General features: G+C 61.5%; 13 protein-coding genes. 2 read left to right on the top strand and 11 right to left on the bottom strand.

From position 1 onward, the window contains the following. Nucleotides 1-29: 29 nt before the first annotated feature. Both iolD and iolE read left to right on the top strand, forming a co-directional pair. Nucleotides 30-1,877 carry a 3D-(3,5/4)-trihydroxycyclohexane-1,2-dione acylhydrolase (decyclizing) gene (gene iolD, locus AC0L2O_RS28435; protein WP_473372101.1) on the top strand — a complete coding sequence of 616 codons (1,848 nt, stop codon included), beginning with the start codon at nucleotides 30-32 and terminating at the stop codon, nucleotides 1,875-1,877. 40 nt (nucleotides 1,878-1,917) lie between these two features. Continuing rightward, complete coding sequence (iolE, locus tag AC0L2O_RS28430; RefSeq protein WP_369724776.1) at nucleotides 1,918-2,817, top strand: myo-inosose-2 dehydratase; 900 nt, start codon at nucleotides 1,918-1,920, stop codon at nucleotides 2,815-2,817. A gap of 130 nt (nucleotides 2,818-2,947) precedes the next feature. On the opposite strand, the gene AC0L2O_RS28425 is transcribed toward iolE, so the two are convergent. From AC0L2O_RS28425 to AC0L2O_RS28375, 11 genes are all read right to left on the bottom strand, one after another. Next, nucleotides 2,948-3,661 (bottom strand): class II aldolase/adducin family protein, encoded by a 714-nt coding sequence (locus AC0L2O_RS28425; RefSeq protein WP_473372056.1) that lies wholly within the window; start codon nucleotides 3,659-3,661, stop codon nucleotides 2,948-2,950. Continuing rightward, the gene (locus tag AC0L2O_RS28420; protein WP_473372055.1) at nucleotides 3,658-5,076 is read right to left on the bottom strand and encodes a carbohydrate kinase; all 1,419 of its coding nucleotides are present in this window, start codon (nucleotides 5,074-5,076) and stop codon (nucleotides 3,658-3,660) included. The genes AC0L2O_RS28425 and AC0L2O_RS28420 overlap by 4 nt, the downstream gene beginning before the upstream one ends. Before the next feature lie 6 nt (nucleotides 5,077-5,082). Next, the gene (locus AC0L2O_RS28415; RefSeq protein WP_369724769.1) at nucleotides 5,083-6,090 is read right to left on the bottom strand and encodes an ABC transporter permease; all 1,008 of its coding nucleotides are present in this window, start codon (nucleotides 6,088-6,090) and stop codon (nucleotides 5,083-5,085) included. Continuing rightward, complete coding sequence (locus tag AC0L2O_RS28410; RefSeq protein ID WP_409189328.1) at nucleotides 6,087-7,091, bottom strand: ABC transporter permease; 1,005 nt, start codon at nucleotides 7,089-7,091, stop codon at nucleotides 6,087-6,089. Before AC0L2O_RS28410 ends, AC0L2O_RS28415 begins: the two co-directional genes overlap by 4 nt. Further along, a complete protein-coding gene (locus AC0L2O_RS28405) occupies nucleotides 7,084-8,568 on the bottom strand; it encodes a sugar ABC transporter ATP-binding protein (protein WP_473372054.1) in 1,485 nt (494 codons plus the stop codon). The genes AC0L2O_RS28410 and AC0L2O_RS28405 overlap by 8 nt, the downstream gene beginning before the upstream one ends. Before the next feature lie 108 nt (nucleotides 8,569-8,676). Then, nucleotides 8,677-9,678 carry an autoinducer 2 ABC transporter substrate-binding protein gene (locus tag AC0L2O_RS28400; protein ID WP_369724764.1) on the bottom strand — a complete coding sequence of 334 codons (1,002 nt, stop codon included), beginning with the start codon at nucleotides 9,676-9,678 and terminating at the stop codon, nucleotides 8,677-8,679. Nucleotides 9,679-9,938: 260 nt separating this feature from the next. Further along, nucleotides 9,939-10,889 carry an ABC transporter permease gene (locus AC0L2O_RS28395; RefSeq protein ID WP_369724762.1) on the bottom strand — a complete coding sequence of 317 codons (951 nt, stop codon included), beginning with the start codon at nucleotides 10,887-10,889 and terminating at the stop codon, nucleotides 9,939-9,941. Continuing rightward, complete coding sequence (locus AC0L2O_RS28390; protein WP_473372053.1) at nucleotides 10,886-11,872, bottom strand: ABC transporter permease; 987 nt, start codon at nucleotides 11,870-11,872, stop codon at nucleotides 10,886-10,888. Before AC0L2O_RS28390 ends, AC0L2O_RS28395 begins: the two co-directional genes overlap by 4 nt. A gap of 1 nt (nucleotide 11,873) precedes the next feature. Beyond that, entirely contained in the window at nucleotides 11,874-13,340 is a 1,467-nt protein-coding gene (locus AC0L2O_RS28385) for a sugar ABC transporter ATP-binding protein (RefSeq protein ID WP_473372052.1), read from the bottom strand. A 46-nt stretch (nucleotides 13,341-13,386) separates the two neighbouring features. Further along, nucleotides 13,387-14,409, bottom strand: a complete 1,023-nt coding sequence (locus tag AC0L2O_RS28380; RefSeq protein ID WP_369724757.1) for a substrate-binding domain-containing protein — start codon at nucleotides 14,407-14,409, stop codon at nucleotides 13,387-13,389. A 181-nt stretch (nucleotides 14,410-14,590) separates the two neighbouring features. Then, nucleotides 14,591-15,448, bottom strand: coding sequence for a class I SAM-dependent methyltransferase (locus AC0L2O_RS28375; RefSeq protein WP_473372051.1), 858 nt, complete (start codon nucleotides 15,446-15,448; stop codon nucleotides 14,591-14,593). Nucleotides 15,449-15,756: the final 308 nt, after the last annotated feature.

Genomic DNA, 15,756 nt, shown 5'->3' with positions numbered 1-15,756 from the left:
CAAACGAGGGTGGGAGGAGGTCAATGCCGATGAAAACGACGCGGCTCACAATGTCGCAGGCGCTTGTCAGGGCGCTCGCGGTTCAGAAAGCTGAGTTCGGCGGCCGTGAGGTTCCGCTGTTTGCGGGCGTCTGGGCGATTTTCGGCCACGGCAACGTCGCCGGTCTAGGTGAAGCGCTGCACGCAGCTGAAGATACGCTGCCGACATTTCGAGCCCACAATGAGCAGTCGATGGCGCACGCGGCGATCGCCTTCGCAAAGGCCTCGCGTCGCCGACGTATGATGGCCTGTACGAGTTCGATCGGACCCGGCGCCACCAACATGGTGACCGCGGCGGCGCTCGCGCACGTCAACCGTCTGCCCGTTCTGTTTCTGCCCGGGGACGTCTTCGCGTCGCGACGGCCAGATCCGGTGCTTCAGCAGGTCGAGGATTTCGGGGATGGCATCATATCGGCCAACGATTGCTTCCGGCCGGTCTCGCGTTATTTCGATCGCATCACGCGGCCGGAGCAGATCGTGCCGGCGCTGGCCAACGCGCTCCTCGTGCTGACGGATCCGGCTCGCTGCGGCCCCGTTACGCTGGCGCTCTGCCAGGACGTGCAGTCCGAAGCCTATGACTATCCCGACAGTTTTTTTGAGCCACACGTGTGGAGGCCACGCCGGGCGAGGCCCGATCACCGGGAGCTCTCGGCGGCGGCTGCGCTGCTGCGCGCGGCGAAAAAGCCGCTCATCATTGCGGGCGGCGGGGTCCTCTATTCCGAGGCCGAGGAGCAGTTGCTGCTGTTCTGCGAGAAACACAACGTTCCCGTTGCTGAAACGCAGGCTGGCAAGAGCGCGTTTCCAGCGAGCCATCCGCTCAACATGGGAGCGATAGGGGTCACCGGAACGGCTGCGGCCAACCGTGCTGCTCGGGAGGCTGACGTCATTCTCGCCGTAGGCACGCGCCTTCAGGATTTCACCACTGGCTCCTGGTCACTATTCCCGAACGCCGACTGCAGGATCATCGCGCTCAATGTGCAAGCATTCGACGCGACCAAGCGGGGCAGCCAGCCGCTTGTCGCCGATGCGCGCGAGGGTCTCGATGCGCTCGACAAGGCGCTCGGTGAGTGGCTGCCACCGCTCGAATGGGTTACGCAGGCAAGGACGGAGCGTGAAAGCTGGCTGGCGGTTGCGGGCAAGTACACTGCGCTCGGCAACGAGAGTCTTCCGTCGGATGCTCAGGTGGTTGGTGCCGTGCAGCGCACAGCCCAGCCGTCGGACGTAGTCGTGTGTGCAGCAGGCGGCTTGCCTGGCGAGCTCCACAAACTCTGGCTCGCCGGCGCCGCCGGCGGCTATCACGCGGAGTACGGCTTCTCCACGATGGGCTATGAGATTGCGGCCGGACTTGGCGTCAAAATGGCGAACCCTGCTCGCGAGGTCATTGTGATGCTCGGAGACGGGTCGTATTTGATGTTGAACTCCGAGATCGCCACTTCGCTGATGTTGGGCCTCAAGCTCACGATCGTCCTGCTGGACAATCGGGGCTTTGGCTGCATCGACCGCCTGCAACGCAGCACCGGAAGTTCGTCGTTCAACAACCTGCTCGCGACGGCGCGGCATCAAACTCTGCCGGAGATTGATTTCGCAACGCACGCTGGTTCGCTCGGCGCGGTTTCCGAGAAAGTCGGCAATCTCGGCGAACTCGAGGCGGCCCTGCGAAGGGCGCGGCAGAACGATCGCACCACCGTGATCGTCATCGATACCGATCCCTCAAGGTCGACCGATGCAGGCGGACATTGGTGGGACGTGGCGGTGCCTGAAGTATCGGTGCGGGCGGAGGTGCGGGCCGCGCGTGAGCGCTATGCGGACGCCCGGAAGGCGCAGAGCGACTGGAATTAATGTGATGCCGGCAAGCGGCAACGAAGGAAGGCTCAACAGCATGTCGATTCGTATCGGCGCCAATCCCATCGGCTGGTCCAACGACGATCTACAGAGTATCGGCGGAGAAACGCCGTTGGAGGTCTGCCTTGCCGAAGCCAAGGAAGCCGGCTTCGTCGGGATGGAGCTGGGGCACAAGTTTCCCCGCGAGCCCGAGGCGTTGAAGGCGGCGCTCGCGCCGTACGGGTTGGCGTGCATTTCGGGCTGGTATTCGGCGGAACTGCTCAAGCGCGATGCCGACGAGGAGATGCGGCGGCTACGTCCACACCTGGATCTGCTGAAAGCGATGGGTTCGAACGTTCTTGTCTTCTGCGAGACCTCGAATGCGATCCACGGCGATCGTTCAAAACGTCTCTCCGAGCGGCCGCGTCTCCTTGGGAGCGACTGGGCCGAATGGGGTCGGCGGCTTACCCAGGTGGCGGATCGCACGATCACCGAAGGCGTGCGGCTCGTCTATCATCATCACATGGGCACAATCGTCGAGACAGGCGATGACATTGACGCACTGATGGCCGCGACCGGTCCTTCCGTCCACCTGCTGCTGGATACGGGCCACGCCACGTGGGCGGGTGCCGATCCTGGCGTGCTCGCGCGGAAATATCGCGCGCGGATCAGCCATGTCCATGCCAAGGATGTTCGCCCGAGCGTTCTTGAGCAAGCCCATGCAAAGGACTGGAGCTTTCTCGATGCCGTGCTGGGGGAGGGCGACAAACTCGGAATCTATACCGTTCCGGGTGACGGTTCGGTTGACTACGTCGCCATCTTTACGGAGCTCAAGGGTTATTCCGGGTGGGTCGTGGTCGAGGCTGAGCAGGATCCCAGGAAGGCCAACCCGCTCGTTTACGCCAAGAAGGGCGTCGCACATCTCAGAGCTTCGCTCCATGAGGCGGGGCTCACCTAATCGAACTTCTCGAGCGATAAGCCTGCGGCGTGGAGAGGATTGCCGTAGGAACGCCGATCCACAAGTGCCCTTCGCGCACTGGGCTGCCGTGCACTCATCGCCCTTGACCCGGTGCCAGCTGTCATCACCGTCAGTGCGGTGGCCGTTTCGACTCAGCTATGGCGCGCGGAACATCGCGGATATCGTCGAGGTCAGGCGCTTGGCCGTAGCTCATACGTTTCATCTGTTCATGGACCTGACCCATTTCGGTCTCGCTGAGGCGCGGCGGCTCGCCGATAGCAAGTGCGTGGACGTACATCTTCGCCAGCGTCTCCACCTCGACGGCAAGCCAAAGGGCCTTTTCGAACGAGTGGGCCGTTACGATCAAGCCATGGTGGCCGAGAAGGCAGGCGTTGCGATCTTCGAGGGCCTTGAGGGCGTAGTCTGATAGCGCCTGCGTGCCGAAACAAGCATAGGGCGCACAGCGGACATCGTTGCCCCCCGCAACTGCGACCATATAGTGGAAGCAGGGAATGCCCCGCTCGTGCACCGCGAGGATCGTGCTGAAGGTCGAATGGGTATGGAGTACCACGTTCACGTCTTCGCGTGCTCGAAGGATATCGCGGTGGAAGCGCCATTCAGATGACGGCCGATGATTGCCTTGGTAGTTCGCGGCAAAATCCATCGCGACAATATCTTCTCGCTGCATCCGATCGTAGGGCAGGCCGGTCGGCGTGATAAGCATTCCATTTGGAATGCGGTGCGACAGATTGCCGGATGTGCCCTGATTGAGTCCGTTTCGATTCATCTCTCTGCAGGTATCGACAATGCCAAGGCGCAGATCGGCATGAATGTGGTCAGTCATGAGGCGGGCTCCGAGAAGGCGATCCAGGACTGGTAGGCAGCGGAAAGGTCGCCCGGATTGAACCCATCCTTGCTGAGTGATGTGACGGATTCAAGCATCACGCTTGAAACCGGCAGCGTACGCGAGAATCGCCGCCACAGCAGGGCGGCGCCGAGCGCCGTACCGTCCCGGGATTGACTGATCCCGACGCTCTGCTGGGATCGCAAAGTGGCGAGGCAGCGGGCGAAGGGCAGGTTTGCGGCAAAGCCACCGTCGATAATGATGCGTTTCGAGCTCCCAAGCGCGTCAAGCGAGCGGTTTGCGCTGAAGGCAGCGTAAAGCACCGCCAATGCCTGCCATTCGGCGGGCGTTTCGGGGCGCGGTCCGACGACCCGGCCGCGGTGGGCCGCGCCCGGAAACAATCCATCATCGCCGATGAACGAGGGGAGCGCCAGGGTCCCCTTCGACAGCAGGGTAGGCAATGCGGCGAGGACCGCTGCATCAGAAGCGCGATTGTCTCCGCGGATCAGGTCATATTCGCGGCCGCTCGCGATCAGTGTCGAGGGTACATGCTCCCCATCGACATCGATATTGAGAACCATCGCGCGCGCGCGATCGAGCTTGTCCAGAGAAAGACCGCGCTGAAAGCCGATCATCCAGGTCCCGGTCGATAGGATCGAGGCATCCGCCATGCCAGCAGCCTTGTAGCGAAACAGGTTGGCGTTGGAATCATGCACGCCACAGAGGATTTCGGTCGATTGCGCCAGGCCGGTGCGCCTGGCTACGGACTCCGAAACCGTCCCTAGCACCGCACCGGCGGGTATGCGTTCGGGCAGCAGATGGCTCCAGCCGCGCTTGCGCATGAGAGAAGAAGGCCGATGGTGCATGAGGTCCCAGATATGGCTCTGCGCCGCGAGCTGCGAGATTTCGCTGGCCGCACGTCCGCCGAGCCGCAAAGCGAAAAACTGCGCGGTTGTCAGGTAGGTTTTTGCGCGGGCGAACTCGACTGGACACGCGCTTTCCTGCCACAGCAGCTGCTTTCCGAGCCGCATCGCGCCTCCGATGCCGCAAAACACCTCATCGTAAGCGGGCGCGATCCGGGCATAAGCTTCGTCGATCGCCGGCGGAGAGACCGCATCATAGTCCATCATCGGCAGCACGGGCGTATCACCGTCGACGAGAACCGCGCCGCACCCGTGCGCAGCCACGATCACGGCGCCAATCGCATGCCGTTGAGAGACGACGGCAAGGTTATCGAGAAACCACTCTTCCAACCCGACAAGATCATAGGCGAGGTAGGGCCCTTGAGTGACCGGTACATTAGCAATCGTACGTGTTTCGAGCGACCAGCCGTCGTCGCTCGCCACCAGCAGTTTCAGATTGGTCTTGCCAATGTCGAGAACGGCGATCCGGGGCGAGGAGATCGAATACGTCATGGCTGTCTACCGCGGCGCTTTACCGCTCAAACGAGGAACCGCCGCGACGGCAATCAGGATTCCACCCCAGATCGCCAGCGTGAGGAATTGGCTGAGATTCAAAAGATTGAACGCAGACGAGATCACCTGAAGGATGATCAGCGCAAGCAACAATCCCCCGACTTTGCCGAAGCCGCCGAACGGATCGATGCCGCCGAGGACGGCCGCGAGAATGGTGACCAGAAGATAGCTCTCGCCGTATGCCGCGTTGGCCGAATTGAAACGTGCAAGCATCACCACTGCTGCCACACCCGCGAGCAGGCTGGAAAGCACATACAGTTTGAGGAGGACGGCGCGGGTATTGACCCCGGAGTAGCGCGTCGCCTTCTCGTTCGAGCCGATCATGTAAACCTTTGCCCCGAACGGGGTCGCGTTCAGCATGAGCGCGACGGGCAAGGCGCAGAACGCAAGTACGATCAAAGCAAAGGGTACCCCGAAAACTGTTCCATTGCCGATAAATACAATGGGCTCCGGAAATCCGGAGATGACGTTGCCGCGCGACAGCCCGATCGCAAGGCCCTTGCAGAGCGTCATCGTCCCGAGCGTGGCCAGGATCGGCGAAACGCCGAGATAGGCGATGACAAAACCATTGAGGAGGCCGACCAATGCGGCCACCGCAAATCCTGCAGCGATCGCCAGCACCTGAATGCCGGCTGAGGCAAGCCCCTGAGTCCCGGGGATGTAGTGCGTCAGCAGGAAGGCGATGGTCAGTCCGGACAGATTGGCAGTCGCGATGATGGAAAGGTTGAGTCCCCCGGATAGCAAGGCCAGCATCATCGCAAGCGAGAGGATGCCTAGTTCCGGCATCTGGAAAGCCATGGACTGCAGCGTGTCGACCGAGAAGAACCGGTCGCCAATCATGATCGCGAACACCACCCAAAGCGCGAGCAACAGCAGGATGAGCGTGGCAACCGTGCCGCTGCTGGCGAGGGCGACCATACGCCGGGGAAGTGAGAGGGCGGGCGCATTACTCATGCGCGCACGCTGCGGGTTCGTCGCTCTCGCTGCGACCAGGCGGTCGCCGAGACCGAAATGAGAATAACCAGGCCAACGAAGAACGGCGACCAGTAGGACGAAACTCCCAGCAGAATGATTCCATTCTGGAGTACGGCGAGCAGTGTCAGGCCCAAAAACGTGCCGAGGACGGTACCGACGCCGCCCATCAAGCTGGCGCCGCCGAGTACGACCGCGGCGACCACGTCGAGTTCCTTGCCTACCAGAACTGTCGGAGCAACCGATTGCGCCAGTTGTGCCTGGACCAGGGAGGCGATTCCGGCCATGACACCCATGTAAGAATAGACCAGTATGTTGAGGCCGAAAATGTGGAAGCCGAGCCGCTGCGCGGCATCGGTATTGCCTCCCATGGCATATATTTGCCGGCCGATATTGGTTCGGTTGAGCAGGAGCCAGGTGACGAGAAAGGCCAGCGCAAGCGCGAGGATCTGCAGGTTGACACCGTACGAGCTATCCTTGCCCCATTCGAATTCGAACCAGAATATCCCCGTCGCGAACCAGTCCGGCAGCGAATAGATGTATTTGCCACCGGTGAAGAAGATCAGAAGCCCATAGAAAATGTTCAGTGTTGCGACCGAAACGATGATCGATGGTATTCGAAGTTTCTGGATGAAGATCGCATTGAGGGCACCGAGCGCACCACCAATCCCGATCGCGATGGCGAAGACGCTGATCCAGTTCGCGCCGTAAGCATTGGCAATGGAGAGTGTGACATATTGCGCTACCGACGCCGTCGCGGTGAAGGAGATGTCGATCCCGCCGGCGATCAGCACGACCAGCAGTCCGAGCGCCAGGATGCCGACGAAAGCGTAGGAGGTCAGCAGGTCAAACAGATTCTGCATCGTCAGGAACTGGGCATTCGCGAAGCCCAGGCTGGAGCAAAGCCCGAGAATGACGATCAGCAGCCAAAACTCGTGACTGCGACGAAACCTGCCGAATGATGCAATGTGGGATTCAGGCATTGACCGCCTGCCGAAGCGCATCTTCGGAAATCGCTGCAGCAGCCACATTGGTTGTCAAACGCCCGTCGCGCATCACCAGCACGCGATGACTATGATAAAGGACCTCGGGGATTTCGTCGGATATCATCAGCACTGCGACGCCGTCGCGGGCCAACCGTCGGACGATTTCATAAATTCCGTCCTTGGCGCTGATGTCGACACCCACGGTCGGACTATCGAGGATAAGCACCCGCGGGTTGGTCGCCATCCATTTGCCGAGCACGACACGCTGCTGATTGCCCCCGGAGAGCGTTTTCACCGCGTTGGCCGGGTTGGAGATCTTGATCCCGAGTTCGGTAACCCAGCGCGCAACGTGGCTCTGACGCGCTCGGGCGGCGATCAGGCCAAATGCGCCTGCCAGACGTTCCAGCACAGTCAGTGTGAGGTTCGCCGTGACGGACTGATTCAGGATGAGACCAAGCGTAAGCCTATCCTCGGACACATAGGCGATCCCTCGACGGATCGCCTCTGCATTTGTGCGGAGCGCGATCCGGTGCCCGTCAAGCGCGATGCTACCGCGATCGGGCGGCTTCATGCCGAATAGCGATAACGCAAGTTCGGTTCGACCTGAGCCGAGCAGACCGGTGAGGCCCACCACTTCCCCTGCGCGCAACTGCAAGCTTACATCCTCATACTCACCGTCACGGCCCAAGCCCTCGACCTCCAGTACGACCGGGCCGGCAGCAATCTCTGGCGCCTGTACCTGGTAGTCGAAGGACTTGCCGGTCATCAGGTGGCTGAGTTTGCGCCCGTCGATTGTGTCGGCGGCAAAAGTACCGACCTTGACGCCATCCCGCAGCACTGTCACGCGCTCGGCGATTTCAAGCACCTCGTCGAGACGGTGGCTGACGAAGACGACGCAGATCCCAGCGCGCTTCAGCTCGCTGACGAGCTTGATGAGAGCGTTCACCTCGTGGCGTGTCAACGATGCCGTCGGCTCATCCATGATCAGGAGTTTGGCATCCGCAGCCAGGGCCCTGCAGATCGCGACCAGCTGGCGTCCGGCAATGCTGAGCTCGGACACTTTCGCGTCCGGGTCGAACCCGACCCCGATCTTTGCCATTGTGGCTTTCGCGGTCGCGCGCATCGAGGCCCAGTTCACTGAGTGAATGCCGCCAAGATGATGCGCCATCGCGATATTCTCCGCGACGGTGAGGTTGGGGAATAGTGACAGATCCTGATAGATGACCTGAATGCCGCAATGCGTGGAGTAGACCGGGTTTAGTTTGGGATATTCCTTGCCGGATATCACGATCCGGCCGCCAGGCTCCGGGGCTTCGACGCCCGAAATGATCTTGATCAGGGTGGACTTGCCGGAGCCGTTTTCACCGACAAGGCAATGCACCTCGCCGACTTCCAGATTCAGATCGACGTCGCGGAGCGCGTGCACGCCGCCGAAGCGCTTCGATATGCCTGACATTTCCAGGAAAGTCGCCAAAGTTCGCCTGCAATGGATCGTTCGATCGTGCGATCAGTCGAGTGGGACCGCATTCCCGACCGGCAGGCCGGGAATGCAGCGCAATGAGGCGGCTGAGCCGGTATAGGCCTAGAGCCCTCCGGCGATCAGCCCATCGATGGTCTCCTTGTTGATGCGCATGATCTTGTCGACCTTGATCTGCTTACCGGCGACATCGACCGCTGCCTTGCCAAGCCCGGGTATATCGACGCCATCCGTGATCGGCTTGCCATCGAGCACGAGCTTGGCGACCGCAACCATGGCGTAACCGGCATCGGTGGGATTCCACAGGAAACCTTCGCGGATCGTATCATCCGCAATCAGCGACTTCGCCTGGCTCGGCAGAACGGTGCCGACCACGGCGATCTTCTTGCCAAGGCGCTGCTGGCGCACCGCATTGCCCGCGCCGATCGGTCCGTTCGAGCCGAAGCCCAGAATCCCACGCAGGTTCGGATAGGCCTTGATCACGTCCAGCGTCGTGCGTTGGCTGGTGTCGATCTCGTCAGCGCCGGGGAAGCGGTCGGCGACGAGCTTCATTTTCGGAAAGTTCTTCTGCTGGTAGGCAATCGCGGCATCGGCCCATTTGTTGTGAAGCGGCGTCGTGAGGGTCCCGACATAGACCACGTAATCGCCTTCGCCGCCCATATCCTTGGCAAGGCGCTCCATTTGCACCTCACCAAACCGAACCGAGTCGATCAATTCCACATTCCAGTCACGGCCTTCCTGTTCCGGACCCTCATGCGTGATGACCTTGATTCCGGCGGCCTGGGCGCGCTTCAGCACCGGCTCGCAGACTTTCACATCGAGCGGGACCAAGCCGATCACGTTGACCTTCTTGGCAATCAGATCCTCAAGCAGCTTGACTTGCTGTGCCGGATCGACGTTGGCCGGGCCAACCATGGTGGCGTTGATGCTGAAGTCCTTGGCTCCTTTCTGAATTCCCTTTTCAAGGGCGTTGAACCACGGAATTCCCGCAATCTTGACGACCGTGACCATTTCCTTTTGGGCTTCCGCAAAGGCAAGGCCTGGAAAACCCGCACCGGCCAATGCGGCCGTACCACCGATCAGCTTGAGCGTCTGGCGTCTGTCCATTGTTCCCTCCCAGGAAGCTACTTTACATTTTGCACCTGACCCGGCAGTCGCCGCGCGGGGCAGTCGAGCGTGTTCTTGCTTGGGGGCAAAGTGTGCCTGTCCAACCGCAGGACCTTGCCGGATTAGAGACCAGCGCTCCAGAACGTGTCAAGCAACTGACAGGTTCGCCAACCACGTTCGCACTGCGGCAAAGCGTGGGAGTTCGTGATGTTTTTGGTGCTGGAGTGCGCGCGAAGCTCCAGGATGGAGGCACGCTGCGCCTAATCCAATGCTTTTTTGCCACCGGCCGCAGTAATTACGCCGACAATAATGAGACCGGTCAGCAACAGCCGAACCCCGGCGCTGACGCCGAAGGTATTGAGCATCGTCAGCAGCAGCACTAGAAACAACGACGCGCCCCAGATGCCGGGAATATTCGCCTTGCCGCCGGCGACCGATGTGCCGCCAATCACCACGACGGCGATAGACGCCAGCAGATATTCGTTGCCGATGTCGACATTGGCACCGCGGAAATAGCCGGCCAGCAGTGCGCCATCCAGACCGCCGAGCGTGCCCGACAGCGCGTAGGTGGCAAAGCGGACCACCCCCACCCTGATTCCGGCTAGTCGCGCCGCCCTCATGTTCTGGCCGATGGCGAGCACCGAGCGGCCATACAGGGTGCGCTGCAACGCAATGTTGGCAGCGACCGTGAAAACCACGGTGAGAATAGCGAGAAGGGGAATGCCGAGAATCTGAATGTTGGTGAAATCCGCAAAGCCCGGCGGCGGCTTGATCTGAAGGCCGCGACCATAACTGATGTCGATCGACTGGATGACAAAGCTGGCGGAAAGTGTCGCGATGATCGGCGGAATGCGAAGCGTCCAGATCAACAGGTAGTTGACCGTTCCGATGGCGAGGCCGCAAGCGAGCGCGGCGAGCATGCCGATCGCGACGAGACCGTCGTCGCCGGACATGACTGTCATGGCCACCGCGCTGGCGAGCCCGATGTTGGCCGGCAGCGACAAATCGACGTTGCCCGGCCCGAGCGAGATGACGAACATCTGCGCGATGCCGACCACCACGGTAAACACCGCAAGCGAAAGTGCGGCTGTAATCATGCCGCCAGCGCCGTAGCCGCGTGTGAAGAAAATCGCCGCCAACCAGACCAGCAAAGCGCCTGCGTAAGACCAAATCCACGGCTTGGCCAGAAGCTTGCGGACCACGTCCGTCATCGCTCGGCTCCCGATGGACTGAGCAGCACCCGCGCAGCGAGCACCACGATGAGAATCGCACCATTCGCTGCGACTTGCCAATCGGGAGGAATATGCATGAAGGTGAGGAGCGGTGAAGCGGCGAGCGCCAGCGTCAGTGCCCCGATCACCGCGCCGATTGGCGAGACGCGGCCACCGACAAATTCGCCGCCGCCCAGGATGACGCCGGCGATCGAGAGCAAGGTGTAGCCATTGCCGATATTGGCGTCGGCGGAGGTGGTGATGCCGATCAGAGCCAGACCCGACAGCACGCCGAACAGGCCGGTGAATGCGAACAATGCCATTTTCGCCTTGAGCAAGGACCAGCCGGCACGGCTGATGGCGATCCCGTTGCCCCCCGAGCCGCGCAGAATGGCGCCATAGGATGTCCGCATCAGGCCAAGATGGGCGACCACCGCGATCACGAGCGCGGCCAAGATGGGAAAGGGGACCAGCGGTGGCTTCAGGCCCATCACCGCCAGCAGCCAGTCCGGCGCTCGGCCCCCGGGTTTCGGCAACAGCAGGATGGCAAGCCCTTGCCAGACGAAGCTCATGCCGAGCGTCACCACGATCGAGGGCAGATTGCGCAGATGGATCAAGGCGCCAACGGCCGCGTAGCTACCGACGCAGCCCAGCAGCACCACGATTCCGAACAGCGGCGCATCGCGCAAATAGGTCGCAGTGACACAGCCGACAAACCCGACGAAGGCACCGATCGACAGATCGAGGTCGTTCCCGGCGATGACGAACATCTGCGCGATGGTGGCCAGCGCGATCGGAACTGCAAGGTTGAGCATCAGCGTGAAGCCGAAATAGCTGATCGCGCGCGGATTGAGAGTGGCGATTGCCGCGAGCACCAGCGCAAGCGAGAGAGCCGGCAGCAGCGCGCGCAACAAGCGCGGCACCTTGAGCCTGCCCGTCGCGCGCGACTTCGACGGCGCTGCCGCGGTCGTTACGGCCGTCATCTCAGTTCGGCTCCGTGAATGATGACTGGATGACCCTCTCCTCGGTGAGTTCGTCGCGGGTCAGATCGGCGACGATGGCGCCGTTGCGAAAAATATAAACGTGATCGCATTTCCTCAACTCGTCGGTTTCAGTCGTGTACCAAAGGAAAGTCCGGCCGGTCTGCGCCTCCTCGCCGATCAGGTCATAGACCTCGAGCTTGGTGGCGACATCGACGCCGCGCATGGGATCATCCATCAGCACGATGCGCGCATCCGAGCCAAGCGCGCGGGCGAACAATGCTTTTTGTTGGTTACCGCCCGAGAGCGTAAGGATGTTATTGCGGACATCGGGGGTTCGTATCCCGATCTTGTCACGCCAGAACTTAGCCAGCGCCTCCTCACGTTGACGCGAAATCAGCAGGCCACGGCTCAGCTTTCGGATCGAGCAGATGCCGATGTTTTCCGAAATCGACCAGTCGGGGAAAACACCCTCGGCCTGGCGGTCGCCGGCGACGAGCGCAACTGTTGCGGTAACCTCGATGCCCGCGCGAGCACGCATCGCCGCCGAAAAGATCGCACGCAACAGCTCGGTCTGGCCGTGACCGGCGAGGCCGGCCAGCCCAATGATCTCTCCCTCATGCGCGACCAGTTCTGCAATGCCGGTCTGCCGGCTGGGCCGAGCGCGAACACGAAGTGGCGAATGCCCCCGCGCCAGACGGTTGCCGACGCGCGCTTCGCGTTCCTGCGCCTCGCCGCCCATGACCGTCACCAGCTTGTCGCGATCGAAGGCTTCGGCGCGATCGGCGGCAACCGTCTTGCCGTCGCGCATCACAACGATGCGATCGCAGTTTTGCAGCACTTCACCTAAAAGGTGCGAGATGAAGATGCAGCTGATGCCTTCGGCGACGGCGCGTCGCATATAGGAGAGCAGCTGCCCGGCGGTGTGAGCATCGAGCGACGAGGTCGGCTCGTCCAGAATGACGAGGCGGACCGGCTCATCCGTGGCGGTGAAGGCACGCGCCACCTCAACCATCTGGCGTCGCCCGATCGCGAGGTCCTGAACCAGGTCGGAGGCGCCGACGCCATGACCGGGGAAGATTTCGTCAAGTTTGTCGACGATCAGCGCGCCGGCCCTTCGTCGCCAGTTGAAGCCGCGGAGTGCGGGATGAAATACGCGGGCGTTCTCAGCAACCGTCAGATTGGGACACAGGGAGAGCTCCTGGAAGACGCACCGGACACCAAGCCTCTTGGCGTGAGCTGGCGAATAGCGCGCCTGCTCATCGCCGCAAAGCACGATGCGCCCGCGATCGGGGAGGGAGGTCCCTGCCAAGATATGCATCAGCGTTGATTTGCCGGCTCCGTTATGCCCAACCAACCCGAGGCATTCACCTTGTTCGACGCGCAAATCGACACCGCCCAGCGCGCGGACGGCGCCGAAACGCTTTTCGACGCCGTCCAGCTTGACGACAACCGGGCTCGCAACGACCATTACGTCGTGCACCTGGTGACTGCGAGACCTCGTCCGTTTCGAGCCATTACTTCATGTTGGCTTTGATCGCAGCGATGGCGTCCTGTTGCGTATACTCATGCGTGGCGACGCTGCCCTTCGGGATGTTGGGCAATTCGGCCTCGAAATTGTCCTGCGTGAAGGCAAGGTAAGGCACCAGCAGGTCGTGCGGCATGTCCTTCTTGCCGTCCAGCACCTGTTGAGCGACCCAGAAAGCGAGCGTCGATACACCGGGCGCGATCGAGGCCGACCAGGTGCGATAGCCGTCCTTGGCCTTTTGCTCCTTCCACCATTCCAGTTCGTCCTGCCGGTTGCCCATGATGATAGTGGGCCGCGGCTTGCCCGCAGCGGCGAACGCCTGGGCCGCGCCATAGCCGTCGCCGCCCTGATCGACCACGCCGACAACGGCGGGCAGCGACGGCAGGACTGTCGCGACCGCCTTCTGCGCCGTGGTCTGGTCCCAATCGCCGGTTACCGACCCGACAATCTTGAACTCGGGATGGGCCTTGACCCCTTCGAGGATGCCCGCATGGATGGCGTCGTCGATCGAGGTCCCGGCGAGGCCGCGAATTTCGAGCAAATTGCCGCCGGCGGGCTGGAATTTGACCATCTGCTCGACTTCCTCTTTGCCCATGGCCTTGAAGTCGACGACCACGCGATAAGCGCAGGGTTCGGTGACGATGCCGTCGAACGACACCACGACCACGCCGGCATCGCAGGCCTGTTTGATCGAACCATTCAGGGCATCGGGAGAGGACGCGTTGATGACAATGGCGTTGTAGCCCTGCAGGATCAGGTTCTGGATCTGCGCGGCCTGGGTAGGCACGTCCTTGTCCGCAGTGGTGAAAACATCCGCCGCTCCGACCAACTTGTCCGCGACCGCCTTCTTAGTGACGATATCGTAGCTCTTGAGCATCGCCTGCCGCCACGAATTGCCGGCGTAGTTGTTGGAAAATGCGATTTTCTTGTCACTTGTGCCGGCAAAAGCCGATCCAGCGAGGATCGTGCTGCCGACCGCGCAGCAAGCCAGGATTGCGATGGCGGATTTCATGGTGATGCTCCTCCCCGAGCGTTTGGTCTTGCACGGCTCCGAACATTTGAATTTTCGCCGGAGTCCTTGAGAACGATATCGTCGCGATGCCGGTTCGACAAGCTGGTTTGCCGCCCGCCGCAGTTGAAGCGACAACCGTCGCGACGTGTTTCCACCACTCCGAATGTCGCTCCGGTCGGACTCAAGGCTTCATGAATTTGAGCACGAATTCGTCCTTGGGTTGGGGCGGATCGGGCGTATTGTTATCTCTGGGATCGTTCGGATTGCGCAGGAAATCGCCTTGTTCGATCAGCTTGAATCCGGCCGCTTCGACTTCCTGCTGAAGAAACGCTTGTTCGATCCGATGCAAGGTGCCGGATTCGGAGATGCCGGTACCAGGTCGACCCGAATGGTCAGCAATGACGTAAAGGCCTCCCGGCCTGAGCGCGCGAAAGACTGCTTTGTTCATGGCCGCGCGATCGACGCCGAGGTGTCCCAGGTCGTGGTAGTTGAACATCAGGGTCACGAGATCGAGGCGTTCTGGCGCAAGCTCGGATGGAACGGGGTCTTCAAACGGTCGGGAGAGCGCAACGATGGGTGCGGCCGGGACGCCGTTGCTTCGGAGATTGTTATCACGTTCGGCGAGGGCGACAGGGGACGGGCGCGGTGTGCTTGCTGGCGCTGCAGGCGCCGCGCTCGGCGTGGTGGTCGGGTTACTGTTGCCCTCTGGTGCGACGCGGGGCGTCGGGGCTTGATTGGGGTCACGCGGCCGGCTCTGACCGTAAACTTTACCCGAGGGCCCGATTGCCCGAGCAAGCAGCTCGGTGGTGTAGCCTCCGCCCGCGCTGAGATCGAGTGCGACGATACCCGGACGAATGCCGATGAACGCAAGCATCTGCTCAGGTTTGCGCCGCTGATCGTTGGTTCGATCTGCTGCAGTGCGATCAGCGCTCTTCATGATCTGGCCGATTTGCTCCGAAGAAAGCGCTGGCTGACTGTTCTGAGCTGTCGCTGCATAGGTGTTCAGGAGCAGGCTTGCGCTCACGGCGGCTGCCGCCAACAAGCCTTTTCCGCCACTCGTTCTAGGCTTGCTCATCACACCCTGGCCATTCCGATCTACGGGCAACTACGCGACGCACCTTAGATCGTTTGGGTACTGCGGCCAATGAACTTCATCCCGATCGCAAGCTCGCAATGGTCAACCGTGCTGTTAGAGCCCAAAACGAAAGAGGCCGCCGACTGAGGCGACCTCCAATTCGCGAGCAGTCCGGGAAAACGAGCTTAGAAGGGCGGCTGCCCCGGGCCCGATCCCGGGCCAAACGGACCGCGCTGGTTGCCGGGGCCCTGCAAGCCGCCAAAGATAAGGCC

The organism is Bradyrhizobium sp. Kon10, from assembly GCF_055807395.1.
The sequence above is the reverse complement of the archived record's forward strand: the minus strand, read 5'-3'. Positions and strand labels throughout refer to the sequence as shown.

What these genes read in the sequence shown, in the direction of transcription:
- iolD (WP_473372101.1), top strand. Translation starts at nt 30, where the DNA reads ATGAAAACGACGCGGCTCACAATGTCGCAGGCGCTTGTCAGGGCGCTC.
- iolE (WP_369724776.1), top strand. Translation starts at nt 1,918, where the DNA reads ATGTCGATTCGTATCGGCGCCAATCCCATCGGCTGGTCCAACGACGAT.
- AC0L2O_RS28425 (WP_473372056.1), bottom strand. Translation starts at nt 3,661, where the DNA reads ATGACTGACCACATTCATGCCGATCTGCGCCTTGGCATTGTCGATACC.
- AC0L2O_RS28420 (WP_473372055.1), bottom strand. Translation starts at nt 5,076, where the DNA reads ATGACGTATTCGATCTCCTCGCCCCGGATCGCCGTTCTCGACATTGGC.
- AC0L2O_RS28415 (WP_369724769.1), bottom strand. Translation starts at nt 6,090, where the DNA reads ATGAGTAATGCGCCCGCCCTCTCACTTCCCCGGCGTATGGTCGCCCTC.
- AC0L2O_RS28410 (WP_409189328.1), bottom strand. Translation starts at nt 7,091, where the DNA reads ATGCCTGAATCCCACATTGCATCATTCGGCAGGTTTCGTCGCAGTCAC.
- AC0L2O_RS28400 (WP_369724764.1), bottom strand. Translation starts at nt 9,678, where the DNA reads ATGGACAGACGCCAGACGCTCAAGCTGATCGGTGGTACGGCCGCATTG.
- AC0L2O_RS28395 (WP_369724762.1), bottom strand. Translation starts at nt 10,889, where the DNA reads ATGACGGACGTGGTCCGCAAGCTTCTGGCCAAGCCGTGGATTTGGTCT.
- AC0L2O_RS28390 (WP_473372053.1), bottom strand. Translation starts at nt 11,872, where the DNA reads ATGACGGCCGTAACGACCGCGGCAGCGCCGTCGAAGTCGCGCGCGACG.
- AC0L2O_RS28385 (WP_473372052.1), bottom strand. Translation starts at nt 13,340, where the DNA reads ATGGTCGTTGCGAGCCCGGTTGTCGTCAAGCTGGACGGCGTCGAAAAG.
- AC0L2O_RS28380 (WP_369724757.1), bottom strand. Translation starts at nt 14,409, where the DNA reads ATGAAATCCGCCATCGCAATCCTGGCTTGCTGCGCGGTCGGCAGCACG.